We start from the raw sequence: 16,796 nt of genomic DNA on the forward strand, positions 1-16,796 counted from the left end.
CGCCCCTAACGAGCCACGAGGCGCAGCGTCACCAATTCGAACGGGCGCAGCCGTACCGAGACGTGGTTCCCGTCCAGGTCCAGGGTCTGCTCGTCCAGCGGGCGTTCGAGCAGGTCCGTCACCCTGACCCCCGCGACCTCGAAGCCCGCCGTCAGCGTCGCGCGCGCCCGGCCGCCATGGGCCTCATGGAAGCGGACCACGACGTCCCCGCTACCGTCGTCCGCCAACTTCACTGCCGTGACGACAACCGCGTCGTTGTCGACCGTGACCAGCGGAGCCACCTCCCGCGCACCCGTCACCCTGCGGTCCGGCAGGTTGATCCGCCAGCCCTCCCGTACCGCGTCCGCGATTCCCGCGCCCGGTACCAGTGCGTGCCGGAAGCGGTGGACGCCCTGGTCGGTCTCGGGGTCGGGGAAGCGCGGGGCGCGCAGCAGGGAGACGCGGACCGTTGTCGTGGTACCCCGGTCGCCGTCCGTGCGGACCGCGCGGGTCACGTCATGGCCGTACGTCGAGTCGTTGACGATCGCCACGCCCCAACCCGGCTCGTCCAGGTGGATGAAGCGGTGGTTGCAGGCCTCGAACTTCGCCGTCTCCCATGAGGTGTTGGTGTGGGTAGGGCGGTGGAAGTGCCCGAACTGGGTCTCCGACGCGTAGCGTTCGGCGTGCAGGTCCAGCGGGAAGGCCAGCTTCAGGAACTTCTCCGTCTCGTGCCAGTCCACCTCCGTGTCGATCAGCAGCCGGCGCTCGCCCGGCGGCAGCGACAGCACCTGGGTCACCCGGGAGCAGCCGAAGGACCGTGCGATCCGCACCGAACGGCCGTCCTCGGCGACGGTCAGCTCATCGATGGACGTCAGGTCCGTCACCGCGTTGCGGTAGAAGGCATCGACATCCCACGCGTCCCACATGTTCGGGAAGTCCGGATGGAGTTGGAGCAGGTTGGCGGCCGTACCGGGGGCGATGGTCTCTCGGTCGGCGGCGAGGTCGAACGCGGACACGACAAGGCCGCGGGCGTCGATCTCGATCCGCAGCAGGCCGTTGGAAAGGATCTGGCCGCCCTCAGGGCGCTCCGACACCGTCGTCTCCTCGGGCGGCTCCTCCTCACCGGCGCCCAGGGCCGGGACGCCGTTCCTGCTGTGTGGCGCCGCGTTGAACAGGAGGAGCCGGTCGCCCTCCCCCGCCAGGGCTCGCTGGGCCGCGTCGATGAGCCCGTCGAGTTCGGCGGCGATCCGCTGATAGGTCGCCCGGGCCTCGCGGTGCACCCAGGCGATCGACGAACCCGGCAGGATGTCGTGGAACTGGTGGAGCAGAACTGTCTTCCAGATCCGGTCCAACTCTGCGTGCGGATAGGGGAATCCAGTCCGCACCGCCGCCGTCGCCGCCCACAGCTCGGCCTCCCTCAGGAGGTGCTCGCTGCGCCGGTTGCCCTGTTTGGTCCTGGCCTGGCTGGTGAGGGTGGCGCGGTGGAGTTCGAGGTAGAGCTCGCCCACCCAGACGGGCGGGTCCGGGTATTCGGCCTCCGCCTTCGTGAAGAACTCCTCCGGGGTCTCCCAGACGACCGTCGGCGAGCCCTCCAGGTTGCGCGCCCGGGCCGCCTTGGCGACCATCTCCCGGGTCGTGCCGCCGCCTCCGTCACCCCAGCCGGTCGGCGCCAGAGAGTGCCGGGCCCGGCCCTTGTCCTTGAAGTTGCGTGCCGCGTGGGCGAGTTCGCTGCCCTTCATGGAGCAGTTGTAGGTGTCGACGGGCGGGAAGTGGGTGAAGATCCGGGTGCCGTCGATGCCTTCCCACTGGAAGGTGTGGTGCGGGAACTTGTTCGTCTGGGACCAGGAGATCTTCTGGGTGAGGAGCCGGGTGGAGCCCGCCGCCCTGATGATCTGCGGGAGCCCGGCGGCGAAGCCGAAGGTGTCCGGCAGCCAGGCCTCGTCGTTCTCGATCCCGAACTCGTCGAGGAAGAACCGTTTGCCGTGCACGAACTGACGGGCCATCGCCTCCGAGCCCGGCATGTTGGTGTCCGACTCCACCCACATGCCGCCGGCCGGCACGAACCTGCCGTCCGCGACCGCCTTCTTCACCCGCACCCACACCTCGGGCCGGTGCTCCTTCACCCACGCCCACTGCTGGGCCTGGGACATGGCGAACACGAAGTCGGGCTGGTCCTCGATGAGGGCGGTCATGTTGGCGGTCGTACGGGCCACCTTGCGGACCGTCTCGCGCAGCGGCCACAGCCACGCCGAGTCGATGTGGGCGTGACCGACGGCGCTGATGCGGTGCGCGGAGGGGACGGCGGGCGCGGACAGGACGTCAATGAGTCGTGAACGCGCCTGCTGGGCCGTGCCGTTGACGTTCTGGAGGTCGATCGCGTCCAAGGCCCGCTCGACCGCGCGCAGGATCTCCCAGCGGCGCTGGGCGTCCGCCGGCAGCTCGGCCATCAGCTCGCCGAGTACCTCCAGGTCGATCACCAGCTGCCACACGGTCTCGTCGAAGACGGCGAGGTCCATCCGGGTGAGCGTGTACTGCGGCTCGTGCCCGGCGGTGTCCTTGTCGCCCAGCCAGGTGGGCCGGAAGGGGTGGTAGTCGAGGATGACGGGGTTGGAGGCGGCCTCGATGTGCAGCCGCACCTGCTCGCCGCCCGCCACCGGGGCGCCGATCCGGACCCACTGGTTGCGCGGGTTGAGGCCCTTCACCGGGGTGCCGTCGGGCCGGTAGACCAGGCCCTCGCACTGGAAGCCGGGCATGTTCTCGTCGAATCCGAGGTCTAGCAGGGCCTCCACGGTCCGCCCGGCCCACTCCTCGGGGACGGTTCCGGTCACCCGGAACCAGCTGGTGCCCCACGGAGCGCCCCACCGGGCGCCCACCTCGATCGGCCCGGGCTCGGCCGCGAGCCCTTCGGCAACCGGTACGGGTTCGCCGGGCGCATGCCACACGGCGACGTCGAGCGGCACGGACTCGGGGTACACGGCGGGACGGATGCGCTCGTCGAGGACGCGCCTGAGTCGGGCTTCGACAAGGCTGCGGTCGTCATGCATGTGGGTGCTCCGTTTGTTCGTTACCGGTTACCAGGTGTGCGTGACGGTCACGGGAACCGACGAGGTGTACAGCTCCCCTACGGCACGCACTTCGAACCGTGCCGTCACCTCGCCCTGCTCCGGCTGGAGCCCGGTCAGGTAGTAGGCCCGCTGGCCGGTGGCGCCGAGGAAGCGCCGGGTGCCGTCCGGGAGCAGCCGGTGCAGGCTGTAGTGCCGTACATCTCCCGGTGCCGCGTCCCAGGCGAGGCGCAGATCGCCGCCGCCGGCCGCGGTGATCCGCGGGTCGGCGGGTGCGGAGGGGGTGGGGCTCACCGCGTCCCGTACGGCGATCCCGCCGAGCCGCCACCGGACGGGACCGTCGGTCGCGGTGAGGCGGACGCCGAGGGCGTGGACGGTGCCGGAGAGTCCGGTGAGCGGGACGGTCGCGGTCGACCAGCCGTCGCCCTGTTCCGTCGGCAGATAGGTGTACGGCGGGGTCTCACCGGCGCTGCCCGGCTCGGCGGTGGCGATGGCCAGCTCGACGTCCACACTCCCGGCGTCGGTCCGGTACGTCAGCTCGACAACCGTCCGGTCCGTGATCGGCAGCTGTGTCGAGTAGAGGTCGAGGACCACCGGCCGGTCGAGGTCGCCGTCGACCAGCACGCTGCTGCCGCCCCGCCAGGCTGCGGAGAAGTCGAAGGACACGGCCGGCCTGGTGCCGTCCGTCCGTACCGCCCACCGCCGGGACGGCAGCCGGTCCTGCAGACCGAGGTGGTTCCAGGCCGTGTCCGAGGTGACCTCGCCGTCCTCGTACCAGCGCAGCCCGTGCCCGGTGTTGAACACGCTCGCGAACGGCACCGCCGACACCGTCGACCGGTCCGCCACCGACACGGCCGGCGCCCGCCAGGGGTCCGAGCTGTCCGGCCGGGACGGGTCCAGTGACCGCCCGGTCCAGAACCGGTCGTCGGCGGCGTGGAAGTCGCCGGGGGTGCGGCTCGCGGGCAGGTGGTTGCGGGTCCACTCGGGCCGGTAGAAGCCGATCGAGGCGATGTGCGCCGAGCCTCTGGGCACGATCGCCTCCCAGTTCACGGAGGTGTTCGACCCGTTGGACTCGACGTCGACCCCGGCCGACAACTCGTAGGCGCTTCGGTCGAGTTGGAGCGCCTTCGTACCCGAAGAGGCGAGTGTCGAGGCGCTCCACCGGAAGTCGACGAACATGTCGTCGGCGGCCTGGAAGAAGGCCTGGTTCTGGCTGTTCAGCGCGCCCTGCCAGCTGACCGTGCCGTTCACGGTCATGGCGTCGTACCAGGTCACCCGCTGTCCACGGGCCGCCGCGAGGGACTTGAGCTCCTTGACGAAACCGAGCATGTCGGTGCCGAGGGCGGTGTCGCCGCCGCCGGTCTCGGCATTGACGAACCAGCCGTCGAAGCCGTAGGCGGCGGCCACGGCGACCAGTTGGGCGGCGAGGGGAAAGTGCCCGGTGGAGTCCTTCTGGACCAGGTCGCGGGTCCACTGCAGCTGGCCGCCGTAGGCGGTGGGCGGCAGGAAGATGTTGCCGAGGACAGGCACGCCGTGCCGGTGGGCGGCGTCGACGATCGGCGCGTTCGGGGCGAGGATCAGCCCCTCCCCCGCCGAGCCGCCCCAGAAGACCAGCTCGTCCAGGTAGGCCCAGTGGGTGAGGGCGTAGTAGTCGGCGGTGGCCGAGCCCTGGGAGGGGTTGCCGGAGGTCGGTCCGAAGGACACCAGCGCCTGGATGCGGGCCTGGCCTGAGCGGGCGGTGGTGTTGGCCGGGGTCGGGGTGAAGCGTGCGGCGAGCGGCACCGAGGCGGCGTTGAAGGCGAGGTCCGTGTCACCGGCCGCCGTCCAGCTCTTCAGACTGTGCCAGGTGATACCGGTGCCCGGGGTGCCGGCGGGGAAGGAGTCCGGGTACCAGTAGGAGGCGTACGGCGGGGTGACGGCCGCCGCCTCGGTCGCCGCCGTCGCCGGCAGTGAGCGGGCCAGGGCCGCGGCGGTGGCGGCGATCAGAACGGTGCGTCTGCTTGGGTTCACGAGCGGGTGCCTCCTGGTGGGGTGGGGAGTACCTGATCGGGAGTGACGACTTCGGTGATGCCGCGCGCGGCGAGATGGTCCCGGTCGTCCACGCGTGTGTCGAGGACGGTGGTGGGGCGGGCGCCGTCGGCGACCAGCCGGAACCAGGCGTCGAAGACGGGCCCCCCGGGCGCGCAGCGGGAGCGGCGGGCCGGGTCGGAGGGCACGACGAGCGCTGTACTGCGCGCCTTCGCCGCCCTGGGCTCGGCAGCGGCGAGGGCATGCGCGAGGTCCTTGGGCTTGCGGTCGTTGGTGAACAGACCGAGCCCGTATTCGAGTTCGGGGAAGTCGGCGAGGCTCCGGCTGACGTCGTGCGAGCACCACCAGGTGACGCCCCACAGATCGGGGCAGTCCAGTACGGCGGTGAGGGTCGCCTCGGTGAACGCGGCCGCGTGCTCGGCGGGGATCAGCGGCGCGGGCGCACCCACTTCCTGGAGCCATACGGGCCGGTGCGCGTCCTCGGCCCAGGCCTTGCTGAGCTCCACCAGATACGCGGCGTGCTGTTCGGTCTGCGGGGCGGTGCGGCCGTGGCGTTGGGCGGTGCCGTTGAACACCCAGGAGTGCACGGCGGTGAGGTCGCCGAGCCGGGCCGAGTGGGCGGGGGTGAAGGGCTGGTCGTCCTGGTACCAGGCGGCGTCGTAGGAGGCGTGCAGATGGAGCCTGCCGGGGGCGGCCTCGGCGCAGGCGGCCAGCAGCCGTACCAGCCAGCGCTCCGCCTCCTCCTCGGTGGCCCGGTCCGGATCCGGATGCGGGCCGGCGGCGAACTGGTTGACCTCGTTGCCGACCGTCATCCCGATGAAGTTGGGCCGGTCCGCGAGCGCCGCGGCCAGGGTGCGGAGATAGGCGGCCTCCCCTGCCACGACCTCCGGGTCGGTGAAGAGGTTGCGCCGGTGCCAGGTCCGGGTCCAGGCCGGCAGGAAGTCGAAGCTGCTCAGGTGCCCCTGCAGACCGTCCACGTTGACGTCGAGCCCGCGTTCGGCGGCCGCGTCCGCGAGGGCGACGAGCTGCTCTACGGCGCGCGGCCGGATCAGGGTGCGGTCGGGCTGGAAGTAGGGCCACAGCGGGAAGACCCGGATGTGGTCGAGTCCCAGGGCGGCGATGGAGTCGAGGTCGGCGCGTACGGAGTCCAGGTCGAAGTCGAGCCAGTGGTGGAACCACCCTTCGCTGGGGGTGTAGTTGACGCCGAAGCGCACGGCCGGAGGCATGCGGTCTCCTTGCGGGAACGGGGGTTCAGCCTTTGACGGCGCCTTCGCCGACCCCGCGGAAGAAGTACCGCTGGAGGCAGGCGAACAGGGTGAGCAGTTGCGGCCGCCGCGGTCCGCTCCTAGACGGCCGGCCGGAACGGCGCGAACCGGCCCGGGCCGGACCGTGCCCAGGTCCGCCGTGATCCGTACCCGCCACCGCCGCGCCCGTACCGGCTCCGCGAGCCGCAGGATGCGGCTCGCCGATCGTTCCGGCCGCGGCAGGCGGCAGGCCGTCGGTGTCCGGTGGGACGTTCAGCAGCGGCACGGCCTCGCGGCCGAGCCGAAGTAGCTCTCCGTCAACTCGTCCGCGGATTTCGGCTGTTGGTCCGTGTGGTGGAACCAGCCGTCCCGGATCGACACATGGCACTCGGCCGGTCGCCACTGGAGGCAGTCGGTCTTCGGCCGGGCGGCCACCAACGCGGCCCCGAGCAGCCGCAGCAGCCTCTGTCCGACCTCACCCCTGCCACTCCACTTTGAACACCCACACGTGCTGTCCCGCCCGCCGGGCCGACTCGGGCACGTCGATCACCAGTGCTCCGCCCGCGACGGTCCAGGTCAGCGGCCGGTGGTGGCCGAGCATGGTCACCTTGTCACCGGCCCGGATCGGTACGGGTGCCTCGACGGTGAGCTTGGCGCCGGGCCGGGCCAGGGAGTGGATGTAGAAGGCCTCGTTCGGGCGGACCGTGAACCGCAGGTCCGCGCCGAGCTGGGCCATGCGCGACCAGTAGGTGGTGCCGTAGATCGCCTCGCCGTTGACCGCGAGCCAGGCGCCGGTCTCCCGCAGCCGGGTCTGCATGATCGCCGGGATGGTGCCGTCGGCGCGGGGGCCGATGTCGAGCAGGAAGTTGCCGTTCTTGGAGACGATGTCGACCAGGCTGTGCACCACCTCCTCGGCGGTCATGTAGGCGTCGTCCGGGGTGGCCCGGTTGTAGCCGTAGCTGCGCGGGTCGAGGCCGCGGCTGGCCTCCCACTTGGCGACGACCGTGTCGGCGTACGTCGTGTACTCGGGCGTGGTGTAGTCGTGGAAGCCGATGCCCGAGCGGTCGTTGACGGTCACGTCGACCGGACGGGCCCGGTTCTTGGCATGGTTGAAGTACTCGGCGAGGACGTGGACGCTGTCGTTCGCGCCGCCGATGTCGCACCAGATGATCTCCGGGTCGTAGCCGTTGATCAGTTCGAGCATCTGCGGGGCCTGGAAGTCCCTCACGTAGTCCTTGCCGGAGGTGTATCCGGTGTACGGCAGCGGGTCCAGCGTGTAGGGGTTGCGCGGGGCGTGGCCCATCCAGGGGTTGTCCGGGTTGAACCACTCGGGCATCGAGAAGTAGAGACCGCGGTGGAGTTCGGGGGCGTGCCTTCGAGACGCCTCGAAGAGCTCCTTGACCAGGTCCCGTTTCGGGCCCAGCCGCACGGCGTTGCGGTCGGAGACCTTGGTGTCCCACAGGGCGAAGCCCTCGTGGTGCTTGGAGGTCAGTACGTGGTACTGGGCACCGGCGTCCCGGAACAGCTCCACCCACGCCCGCGGGTCGAACTTCTCGGCGGTGAAGCGCGGAATGAAGTCGTCGTAGGCGAAGTCCTCGCCGTAGGTGTCCCGGTGGTAGGCGTAGGTGGGGTTGTTCGGGTCCTGCATCTGGTCCCAGTACCACTCGGCGTACTGCACCCCGACCGGCGCCCACGCGGGCACGGAGTAGACGCCCCAGTGGATGAAGATGCCGAACTTGGCCTCGTTGAACCAGTACGGGGCCCGGTGACCGGCCAACGAGGTGTCGGTGGGCTGGTAGTCGGCGGTGCCGAGCGTCAACGTGCGCTGTGCGGAGGCGACTTGGGAGCCACCTCCGTGCACGCTCACCGTGCCGTCCCGCTCGGTGCCGGGCGCGGTGCCGGTGCGGCTGCGGATGCCGACGCGGACGCGTGCCTGTTCGCCGGGGTCGAGGCGGCGGATGCGGGCGGGCTCGACGGTGCGGGCGCCGGGGACGTCGACGTGTACGGTCACCGCGTCGTGGGCCAGGATCGCGGCGGTGCCCGCGTTGACGACGGTGGCCTCGACGCTCTGGGCGCCGGTGGCGTCCAGCAGGGAGGCGGTAGAGCGGGCGTCGCGCAGGGCCAGCGCCCGCCCCTGGCCGACGGGCTGGAGGGAGAGCGCGAAGACGTGCAGGGCGGTCTTGCCCGCCTCGGCCGCGTTGGTGACCGGCAGGGTGAGGGCGACGGCCTCACGCTGCGGGTCGATCCACACCTCCGAGGTGCCGATCCCGACACTGTGCTGGTCCTTGCCGCCGTCCGGCTGGTAGCGGTAAGGCGCCGTCAGCGGGCCGCCCGCCGAGTACCAGTCGCCGCCGCTCAGGCCGGCGGTGGTGGTCGTACCGTCGGCGTAGTGGACGGTGGCCCGGCCGAAGGCGTTGCCGTAGCTGCCGGCGGTGAGGAGGACGGCGGACAGGTAGTGGCCCTTGGGGAGGTCGACGCGCTGGCCCAGGGCGACAACGTTGTTCTTGGCGCCCGCCGTCGCCGCGGGGAAGTCGAAGGGGATGCCGTCGACCTCGATGCGGCCGGCCGGGAGTTCCTCGCCCGGGAACGTGTAGCCGGAGCCGTCGAAGTCACCGCCACGGGCGTCGGCGCTGTCGATGCCGTCGTTGTCGTAGAGGGAGTCGAGCGGTACGGGGACCGGAGCGGGGACGGGAACCCATGGCGCCGCGGCACCCGCATCGGCCGACCCGGCGGCGCGAGCCTCGGCGGGCTCGGCGGCGTGGGCCTGGGGCGTCGTGGCGAGCGGCAGGGCGGCCGCCGCGGCGGCACCCGCGGCGGCCCCCAGGACCTGGCGTCTTGGGTAGGGAGACATGCTCATGCGCGGCTCCATTCATCGGATGTCTGATGATTGAGCGGGCCCAGAAGCCTGTCAATGGGGCGTGCACATGCGGGAGTTGAGACAGTGGTCGGATGACCAGTGGGACCAGTGCCGACACCGACGACCGGCCCGCGGTACGCCCGCCCGCGCGTCCGGGGTCGACTGCTCTCGACGCGAAGCCCGCGGCGAGGCAGAGTGCCATCCCATACCGACTAGTAAGCATCTTTCCCGCACCCCCAGGAGCGCCTGTGACCAGCTGGGTCGGCCGGACCGCCGCCGAGATCGCCGCTGCCGTACGAGACAAGCGGGTCACTCCCCGGGAGGTGGTCGCCGAGCACCTGGAGCGGATCGCGCGGCTGGACGGGCGGATCGGCGCGTTCCGGAAGGTCCGGGCCGATGCGGCGCTCGCCGAGGCGGACGAGGTCGCCGCCCGTGCCGACCTCGCCGAACTCCCCCTCGCTGGTGTGCCGTTGGCAGTGAAGGACAATCTGGCGGTGCGCGGTGAGGCACATCTGGACGGTTCGGCCGCTGCACCGGACATGCTTGCCGACGCCGACCATGTCACCGTGGCCCGGCTGCGGGCGGCGGGCGCGGTGGTCGTGGGGCTGACGAACGTGCCCGAACTGTGCGTCTTCGGCACCACCGACGGGGTCCACGGCGTCACCCGCAACCCGTGGGACACGCTGCGCAGCGCGGGCGGCTCCTCGGGCGGCAGCGCGGCCGCGGTCGCCGCCGGGCTGGCGCCGATCGCCCTCGGCAACGACGGCATGGGCTCGCTGCGCATCCCGGCGGCCAACTGCGGTCTGGTCACCATCAAGCCGGGCTTCGGGGTGGTCCCGGCCGGGATCGGCCACGGCGACTGGTTCGGCATGTCGGAGAACGGGCCGCTGGCCACCAGTGTCGAGGACGCCCGGCTGATGCTGGCCGTCCTCGCCGGCAAGGAGTTCGAGAGCGGCGGGCGGCCAGGCCCGCTGAAGATCGCCGTCTCGCGGCGCAGCCAGCTGGTCGGGGTGACCGTGAGCAGACCGTATACGAACGCGGTGGCGCAGGCGGCCGGGCTGCTGACGAGGACCGGGCACCAGGTACGGCGGGCCGAGCCGCCGTATCCGATGTCGCTCGGTGTCACCGCGCTCCGGCACTGGACCGCGGGGACGGCCGTGGACGCGGCCGACCTCGACCCGGCGTTGCTGACCCGGCGGACCCGGGTGCACGCGGCGATCGGCCGCCGTTTCCTGCGCGGGGTCCGGGTGAGCGACTCCCGGGAGCGGCTGCGCGCCCGGCTCACCCCGTTCTTCGCCGAGTACGACGTGCTGCTCACCCCGGCGCTGGCACGCCGCGCTCCGGTGGCGGCCCCCTGGCACGAGCGTGGCTGGCTGCGCAACGCGCTGGCCGGCTCCAACCACTCGCCACTGACCCCGGCCTGGAACCTCACCGGCTGGCCGGCGATGTCGGTCCCGTTCGGCACCCTGCCCTCGGGCGCCCCCTGCGCCGTACAACTGGTGGGACGGCCGGGCTCGGAGGCGCTCCTGCTGGAGGTGGCCCAGACCCTGGAGACCCTACGGCCGTGGCAGCGAACGGCACCTGTCGGCTAGGGGGCCGGCGGATCGGCTCGGCTGCGGGAAACGGCACTCTTGGGCCGAGCCGAGCGGGGTGTGGTGCGGCGGCTGTAAGGCGGAGGGGACGTGGGCAATCAGCCTCCCCCATCACGGCGGGCGACGCGGGGCGGGCACCCCCGGGCGCGCTGGGCCGACGACGGCATCACCGCCAACGCCCTGATGCCGGGCAACATCGCCGACACCAACCTGGCCCGGCACATGGACATGCAGCAGGTCGCCGACTTCATCGCCTCGGGCGAACTCACGCTGCCGCCGCAGAAGACGCTCGAGCAGGGCGCGGCGACCTCGGTGCTGCTGGCCGCCTCGCCGGCGGTGGAGGGCGTCAGCGGTCGCTACTTCGAGGACTGCACGGAGGCCGAGCCGGTCACCGGGCGGGCCGCCGATGCCGTCGGCGGGGTCGCGCCCTACGCCCTGCACCGGGACAACGCGGACCGGCTGTGGGCCGTGTCCGAGGCCTCGTGGGATTGACGGTGCTCAGAGTGGGCGGTACATGATGTGGAGGCCGACCAGTCCGTGCTTCGGGTGGTCGAAGGCCTCCGGGACCGTGCCGATGACCGTGAAGCCGAGGGAGGTCCACAGGGCGACGGCGGGGTTGGTCTCGACGACGGCGTTGAAGACCATGGACCGGTAGCCGTGCGCCCGGGCCTCGGCCAGGACGTGTTCGGCGAGGGCCCGCCCGATGCCCCGGCCGACCTGGTCGGGGTCGACCATGAAGCCGGCGTTGGCGACGCCTGCGGCGGGGCCCCCGTAGTTGGGGGTGAGATAGGCGGAGCCGACGACGGCTCCGGTGGGATCCTCGGCGACGTAGACGCGTTTCGCCGGGCTCATCCACAGGGCGCGGGCCGCCTCCTCCGAGGTGTCGGGGTCCCAGCCGTACGTCTCGGCGGCGGCGACGATCCGGTGCCAGAAGGGCCAGATCTGCGGCCAGTCAGGCGCGGTGGCTGCTCTGATCAGCATGGGCGTGAGTCTCGCACGCCCATGCGTCGGCGATCACGGATTTTCGACCGGCGGTCAGTCCACGCTGGGCAGGATGTGGGGCTCGGCGAGATCCTCCTCGTAACCCGCGAGGCGGATCGGGGCGGACCGGGCCCACACGTCGAGGCTGCCGAGCTGTCCGGGCCGGCTGCCCGCGCGCTCCGCGCGTTCCTTGGGGCGCTGCTCGCGATTCGTCTTCTCCGGTGTCACCGCGCACTCCTTATGTGTCGGTCACCCTCGGGGCGTGCCGGACAGTCTGCGTCCCGGTGCTCGACGCCCGCTCGGGTCTGGATGGAAGGCCAGTTCGGACGCGGTGGCGCCGGTCACTCACAAGAGAGCAGGCCGCTTGTCAACCGGTTTGTCCCGGGACGGACCGTGGGTGTGGGTGGGACCCCTTACTGCTGTCCGTCCCCCATAGGTTAACCAAATGAGCACAGGTCCGCTCGATAGGGAGTGCAAACAAGGTGTAACTATCTCGAGTCGCTGCGTACTTCCGCAGCCCGGAAATACACCCCTTCGTAACATGATGACCGGTTTACGCTCCACTCGCTCGACCCAGCCGGCGAACACACTTTCGAACGGGCAGACCTCCGCTCCCTGCACAGGCTGTGCAGTTCAGGTTGCGTTGGCCGGGTCGAAAACTCGACATGATCCGATGGCACAGGACAACGGCTGTCTCGCGGAAGGACTGACGCATGGAGCTGCGCAGCGTCGAGGAGCTGATGGATCTGCTGTACGCCTGCCGGCACCAGCGCGCACTGCGCACCGCGGCTCTGCTGCGCCGCAGCCGCCCCGCCGACAAGGAGCTCCAGGTCGCCGGCCTGGTGCACGGCATCGAGGAACTGCTGGGACCCGCCGACGGCGCCGCGCACGCGGTACAGCATCTGCTCGGGGAGCGGGTCTACCACCTGGTACGCGGGGACGGCGCCCCGGCCGACGACGACGTGCTGCGGCTGCGCCAGGCCGACGAGGAGGGCCGCGCCGCGGGGTTCGACGCGGGCGTCCTGGAGGACTGGCGGACCGTCCTGGAACTGGTCGCGGCCCGTAACTCCCGCCTCGGGGCTGTCGACTGACGGCCCGTCATGAGACGGTACGGCGATGACGTCGTCGTACGGGCTCAGGGGCAGGGCGGCCGTCGTCACCGGCGGCACGCGCGGGATCGGACGCGCGGTCGCCGGGGCGCTCGCGGCGGCCGGGGCGCTGGTGTGCGTGAGCGCACGGGACGCGGAGGAGGTCCGGCGTACCGCCGCGGAGCTGGGCGGGACCGGCCTGGCCGGCAGCGTCGCCGACCCGGAGCACGCCCGGGAGCTGACCCGGCTGGCGCTCGGCGAGTTCGGACGGCTCGACATCCTCGTCAACAACGCGGCCACCAATCGTCCGTACGGACCGCTCATGGACGCCGATCTCAAAACGTGGCGGGAGGCGTTCACGCTCAACGTCGAGGCACCGCTGCGACTCACGCAGTGCGCGTGGCGGGGCTGGATGCGGGAGCACGGCGGCTCGGTGGTCAACATCTGCACGGAGGGCGCGGCGCATGTCGGCCCCGACGTGGGCGCGTACGGCACCACCAAGGCGGCGCTGCTGCATCTCACGCAGCAGCTGGCAGGCGAACTGGCACCCCGGGTACGGGTGAATTCGGTGTCGCCGGGGCTGGTGCGCACGGAGATGGCCCGGTTCATGTGGGAGCCGCGGGAGCCGGAGATCGCGGCTGGGCTCCCGATGGGGCGGATCGGGGAGCCCGAGGACGTGGCGGGGGCGGTGCTGTGGCTGTGCTCGGACGCCGCGGCGTGGGTGACCGGAGCCGACTTGCTGGTGGACGGCGGTACCCGGGTACGAGCGGCACACCGGCTTGCCTGAGGGGGCGCGGGGAACTGCGCGAGCAACCACGCACGACCCGCACCGGCCCCCCGACCCGCACCCCTCCTCGACCGGACCGCCGGAGGCACCCGCACACCGGCACCTGCCCGAACAGTAGGGCGCCGGTGCCGGTGGCCGCCAACGATCAAGTGGGGCCTACCACTTGCCCGGCTCGTAGTCCTTCAGGAAGACCCCGTAGATGTCCTCGCCCTGCTCGCCGCGCACGACCGGGTCGTAGACACGGGCCGCGCCGTCGATCAGGTCGAGCGGCGCGTGGAAGCCGGCCTCGGCGAGGCGCAGCTTGTCGTAGTGCGGGCGCTCGTCGGTGATCCAGCCGGTGTCGACGGAGGTCATGAGGATGCCGTCGGTCTCGAACATCTCGGTCGCGCTGGTTCGCGTGACCATGTTCATGGCCGCCTTCGCCGCGTTGGTGTTCGGGTGTCCGGCGCCCTTGTAGCCGCGGCCGAAGACGCCCTCCATCGCGGATACGTTGACCACGTACGACCGTCCGCGCGCCGCCTTCTTCGCCGCCGCGGCCATGGCCGGCCGGAGCGCGCTGATCAGGATGAACGGCGAGGTGTAGTTGCAGAGCTGGGTCTCCAGGAGCTCCACCGGGGAGATCTGGTCGATGGTCTGCACCCAGGTGTTGCTGTCGACGACGTCCGGGACGAGGCCGCCGGCGTCGATGGCGGTGCCGTCGAGATGCCGGGCGACGCTGGCGTTGCCCGCGACCAGCGCCAGGTCGGCGACCTGCTGGGCGTCGAGGCCGCTGATGCCGGGGGGCAGCGCGGCGAGGCCGTCCACGGCGCCCGAGTTGAAGGCCCCGATGACGTGGTGGGCGGGGAGTTCACCGGCGGGCAGCGGGGCGCTCTCGCCGTCGACCAGGGCCGCGTAGGCGGAGGGCAGCCGGCGTACGGTCTGGGTCGCGTTGTTGATCAGGATGTCGAGCGGGCCCGCCTCGGTGACCTGCTCCGCCAGGGCGACGGCCTGCGCTGGGTCGCGCAGGTCGATGCCGACGACCTCCAGGCGGTGCAGCCAGTCCGCCGAGTCCTCCATCGCCTTGAAGCGGCGGATGGCGTCCTTCGGGAAGCGGGTGGTGATCGTGGTGTGCGCGCCGTCGCGCAGCAACCGGAGCGCGATGTACATGCCGATCTTGGCGCGGCCGCCGGTAAGCAGGGCGCGCTTGCCGGTGAGGTCGGCGCGGGCGTCCCGCTTGGCGCGGTTCAGGTCGGCGCAGTCCGGACAGAGCTGGTGGTAGAAGTAGTCGACCTCGACATAGCGGCTCTTGCAGGTGTAGCAGGATCGCGGGCGCTGGAGTATCCCCGCGATCCTGCCCTCCTCCGTCCGTGAGGAGGGCAGCAGGCCCTCGGTCTCGTCGTCGATGCGCTGGGCGGAGCCGGTGGCGGTGGCCTCGGTGACCGCCTTGTCGTGCGCGGTCTTGGCGGCCCGGCGCTCCTGGCGGCGGCGCTGCTTGACCGTGCGGTAGACGCCGGCCGTGGCCCGGCGCACCGCGATGGCGTCCGGGTGGTCGACCTCCAGCCGGTCCAGCTCCTCGAGCACGCTGAGGCAGACGGCGAGCCGCTCGGGGTCGATGCCCGGGCCGTAGACCACCTGGTCTTCGGCCGTCGGGCCGTCCTGTGTCACCGTCATCGCGCTGCCGCTTCCCTGATCCACGAGCGGCGCTCCGACTTGCGCCTGCTTTCGAACAGGGAATTTTACGGAGCGCCGGGCAATACCTCCAAACCAGACCGGATCATGGATGGCAGATCGCCATCAGCGAGTCCACCTCGTCCGTGACCGCACGGGCCAGGACATCGAGGTCCGGGACGGCACGGGCGTCGGCGACCAGGCCGTAGTGGACCTGGTTGCGGTAGGTGGAGATGGCGACCGCGAGGGACTGGCCGGGCGCGAGCGGGGCCAGCGGGTAGACGGCCGTGAGCGGCTGACCGCCCAGGCGCAGACCGAGGCCGGGCAGCGGGACGCTGGTGACCAGGATGTCGAACCAGAGCCGGGCGGCCTGGCCGACGAGCGGTCCGCCGAGCCGGTGCCCCAGCGCGGGCACATGGTCGGCGAGCAGCGCTACGGCACCGGCGCCCCGGTTGGGGCCGGCGTCCTTGTTGCGGACCATCGCCGTGCGGACGCGGTCGAGGCGGGCGAGCGGGTCGGGGTTGTCGACCGGAAGCCGTATCAGATAGCCGGAGAGCCGGTTGCCCTGTGGGGTTGCGGTGCGCGGGCGGCGCTTGGAGACGGGGATCAGGGCGCGCGGGGCGACGCCCTCGGTACCGTCACCGCGCTCCTCCAGCCAGCGGCGCAGCGCGCCGGCGACGACGGCGATGAGGACGTCGTTGACGGTGCCGCCGACGGCCTTGCGGACCCGGTGCACATCGTCGATGTCGAGGTCGACGCCGGCGACACGGCGGGTGCCGGTGGGCTCCGACCTCAGCGCGGCCGAGGAGCTGACCCCGAGGGCGGACAGGGCGACGGAGGCGCCGATGTCCAGGGCCCGGCCCACGTCCGAGAGCGCGCCGCGCACCAGCTCGGGCACCCTGCGCATGTCCGGCAGCACCGGCATCGGGCGCGCCGCCTCGATCGGGCGGGGGGAGCGCTCGGGCAGGTCGAGCGGGTCCATGACCCCGGCGGCCAGCTTGAGGGCGCGCAGCCCGTCGGCGAGGGCGTGGTGGAACTTGAACAGCACCGCGAACGACACCCCGTCCTCGCCGGGCAGCACATGCGCCTCCCACGGCGGCCGGCCGCGCACCAGCGGGCGTTGCATCAGCCGGCCGGCGACGGCCTGGAAGTCGGCGGTCGGGGCGTGCAGCCGGACGTGGTCGAGGGGATCGAAGTCCGGGTCCGTCTCACGGGCCGCGCCGCCGAACGAGAGCGGCTGCCAGACGTCTCTGATGCGCATGCGCAGTCCGGGCACGGCGGCGGCACGGGCCGCGAGCAGGTCGGCCGCGTGGGCCCCGGCGGTCGGCGAGTGCGCCGAGAAGACGCCCAGTGCGCCGAGGTGCATCGGGTGCCGGTCGGACTCGATGTTCCAGAACGCCAGATCGAGAGGAGCGAGCAGATCAGCAGTCAAGGGTTGCCTCGCGTGGACGGAGGGTGGATCAGCAGTCAATCGCCGTCACCCGATTACGGTCAAGTACGATCACGCTACGCTCAGTTAACAGCAGATTAA

Annotated in this window: 12 protein-coding genes; 4 read left to right on the forward strand and 8 right to left on the reverse strand. The window is 71.7% G+C overall.

What is annotated here, in order from left to right; genetic code table 11:
- Nucleotides 1–5: 5 nt before the first annotated feature.
- From ACZ7OO_RS06965 to ACZ7OO_RS06980, 4 genes are all read right to left on the reverse strand, one after another.
- A complete protein-coding gene (locus tag ACZ7OO_RS06965; RefSeq protein ID WP_471502222.1) occupies nucleotides 6–3,023 on the reverse strand; it encodes an alpha-mannosidase in 3,018 nt (1,005 codons plus the stop codon).
- A gap of 27 nt (nucleotides 3,024–3,050) precedes the next feature.
- Complete coding sequence (locus ACZ7OO_RS06970) at nucleotides 3,051–5,051, reverse strand: endo-beta-N-acetylglucosaminidase (protein ID WP_471502224.1); 2,001 nt, start codon at nucleotides 5,049–5,051, stop codon at nucleotides 3,051–3,053.
- Nucleotides 5,048–6,295 (reverse strand): glycoside hydrolase 5 family protein, encoded by a 1,248-nt coding sequence (locus ACZ7OO_RS06975; protein ID WP_471502226.1) that lies wholly within the window; start codon nucleotides 6,293–6,295, stop codon nucleotides 5,048–5,050. The genes ACZ7OO_RS06970 and ACZ7OO_RS06975 overlap by 4 nt, the downstream gene beginning before the upstream one ends.
- Before the next feature lie 493 nt (nucleotides 6,296–6,788).
- Entirely contained in the window at nucleotides 6,789–9,164 is a 2,376-nt protein-coding gene (locus ACZ7OO_RS06980; protein ID WP_471502370.1) for an alpha-L-fucosidase, read from the reverse strand.
- 254 nt (nucleotides 9,165–9,418) lie between these two features.
- Here ACZ7OO_RS06980 and ACZ7OO_RS06985 point away from each other — a divergent pair, with 254 nt between their 5' ends.
- Both ACZ7OO_RS06985 and ACZ7OO_RS06990 read left to right on the forward strand, forming a co-directional pair.
- Nucleotides 9,419–10,762, forward strand: a complete 1,344-nt coding sequence (locus tag ACZ7OO_RS06985) for an amidase (protein WP_471502228.1) — start codon at nucleotides 9,419–9,421, stop codon at nucleotides 10,760–10,762.
- 90 nt (nucleotides 10,763–10,852) lie between these two features.
- Nucleotides 10,853–11,254, forward strand: coding sequence for a hypothetical protein (locus tag ACZ7OO_RS06990; protein WP_471502230.1), 402 nt, complete (start codon nucleotides 10,853–10,855; stop codon nucleotides 11,252–11,254).
- Nucleotides 11,255–11,260: 6 nt separating this feature from the next.
- Here ACZ7OO_RS06990 and ACZ7OO_RS06995 read toward each other — a convergent pair whose 3' ends face one another.
- Both ACZ7OO_RS06995 and ACZ7OO_RS07000 read right to left on the reverse strand, forming a co-directional pair.
- Nucleotides 11,261–11,743 (reverse strand): GNAT family N-acetyltransferase, encoded by a 483-nt coding sequence (locus ACZ7OO_RS06995; protein WP_471502232.1) that lies wholly within the window; start codon nucleotides 11,741–11,743, stop codon nucleotides 11,261–11,263.
- 54 nt (nucleotides 11,744–11,797) lie between these two features.
- Entirely contained in the window at nucleotides 11,798–11,971 is a 174-nt protein-coding gene (locus ACZ7OO_RS07000) for a hypothetical protein (protein WP_352221263.1), read from the reverse strand.
- Nucleotides 11,972–12,456: 485 nt separating this feature from the next.
- Here ACZ7OO_RS07000 and ACZ7OO_RS07005 point away from each other — a divergent pair, with 485 nt between their 5' ends.
- Nucleotides 12,457–12,834 (forward strand): hypothetical protein, encoded by a 378-nt coding sequence (locus ACZ7OO_RS07005; protein WP_471502234.1) that lies wholly within the window; start codon nucleotides 12,457–12,459, stop codon nucleotides 12,832–12,834.
- 25 nt (nucleotides 12,835–12,859) lie between these two features.
- On the forward strand, nucleotides 12,860–13,618 hold the full coding sequence (locus ACZ7OO_RS07010; RefSeq protein ID WP_471502236.1) for an SDR family oxidoreductase: 759 nt from the start codon (nucleotides 12,860–12,862) through the stop codon (nucleotides 13,616–13,618).
- A 156-nt stretch (nucleotides 13,619–13,774) separates the two neighbouring features.
- Here the strand turns inward: ACZ7OO_RS07010 and ACZ7OO_RS07015 are convergent, their stop codons facing one another.
- Nucleotides 13,775–15,268, reverse strand: coding sequence for an SDR family NAD(P)-dependent oxidoreductase (locus ACZ7OO_RS07015; protein ID WP_471502238.1), 1,494 nt, complete (start codon nucleotides 15,266–15,268; stop codon nucleotides 13,775–13,777).
- Between the two features lie 103 nt (nucleotides 15,269–15,371).
- Nucleotides 15,372–16,697, reverse strand: a complete 1,326-nt coding sequence (locus tag ACZ7OO_RS07020) for a wax ester/triacylglycerol synthase family O-acyltransferase (RefSeq protein ID WP_471502240.1) — start codon at nucleotides 16,695–16,697, stop codon at nucleotides 15,372–15,374.
- Nucleotides 16,698–16,796: the final 99 nt, after the last annotated feature.

It is taken from the genome of Streptomyces sp. NPDC111744, assembly GCF_055634995.1.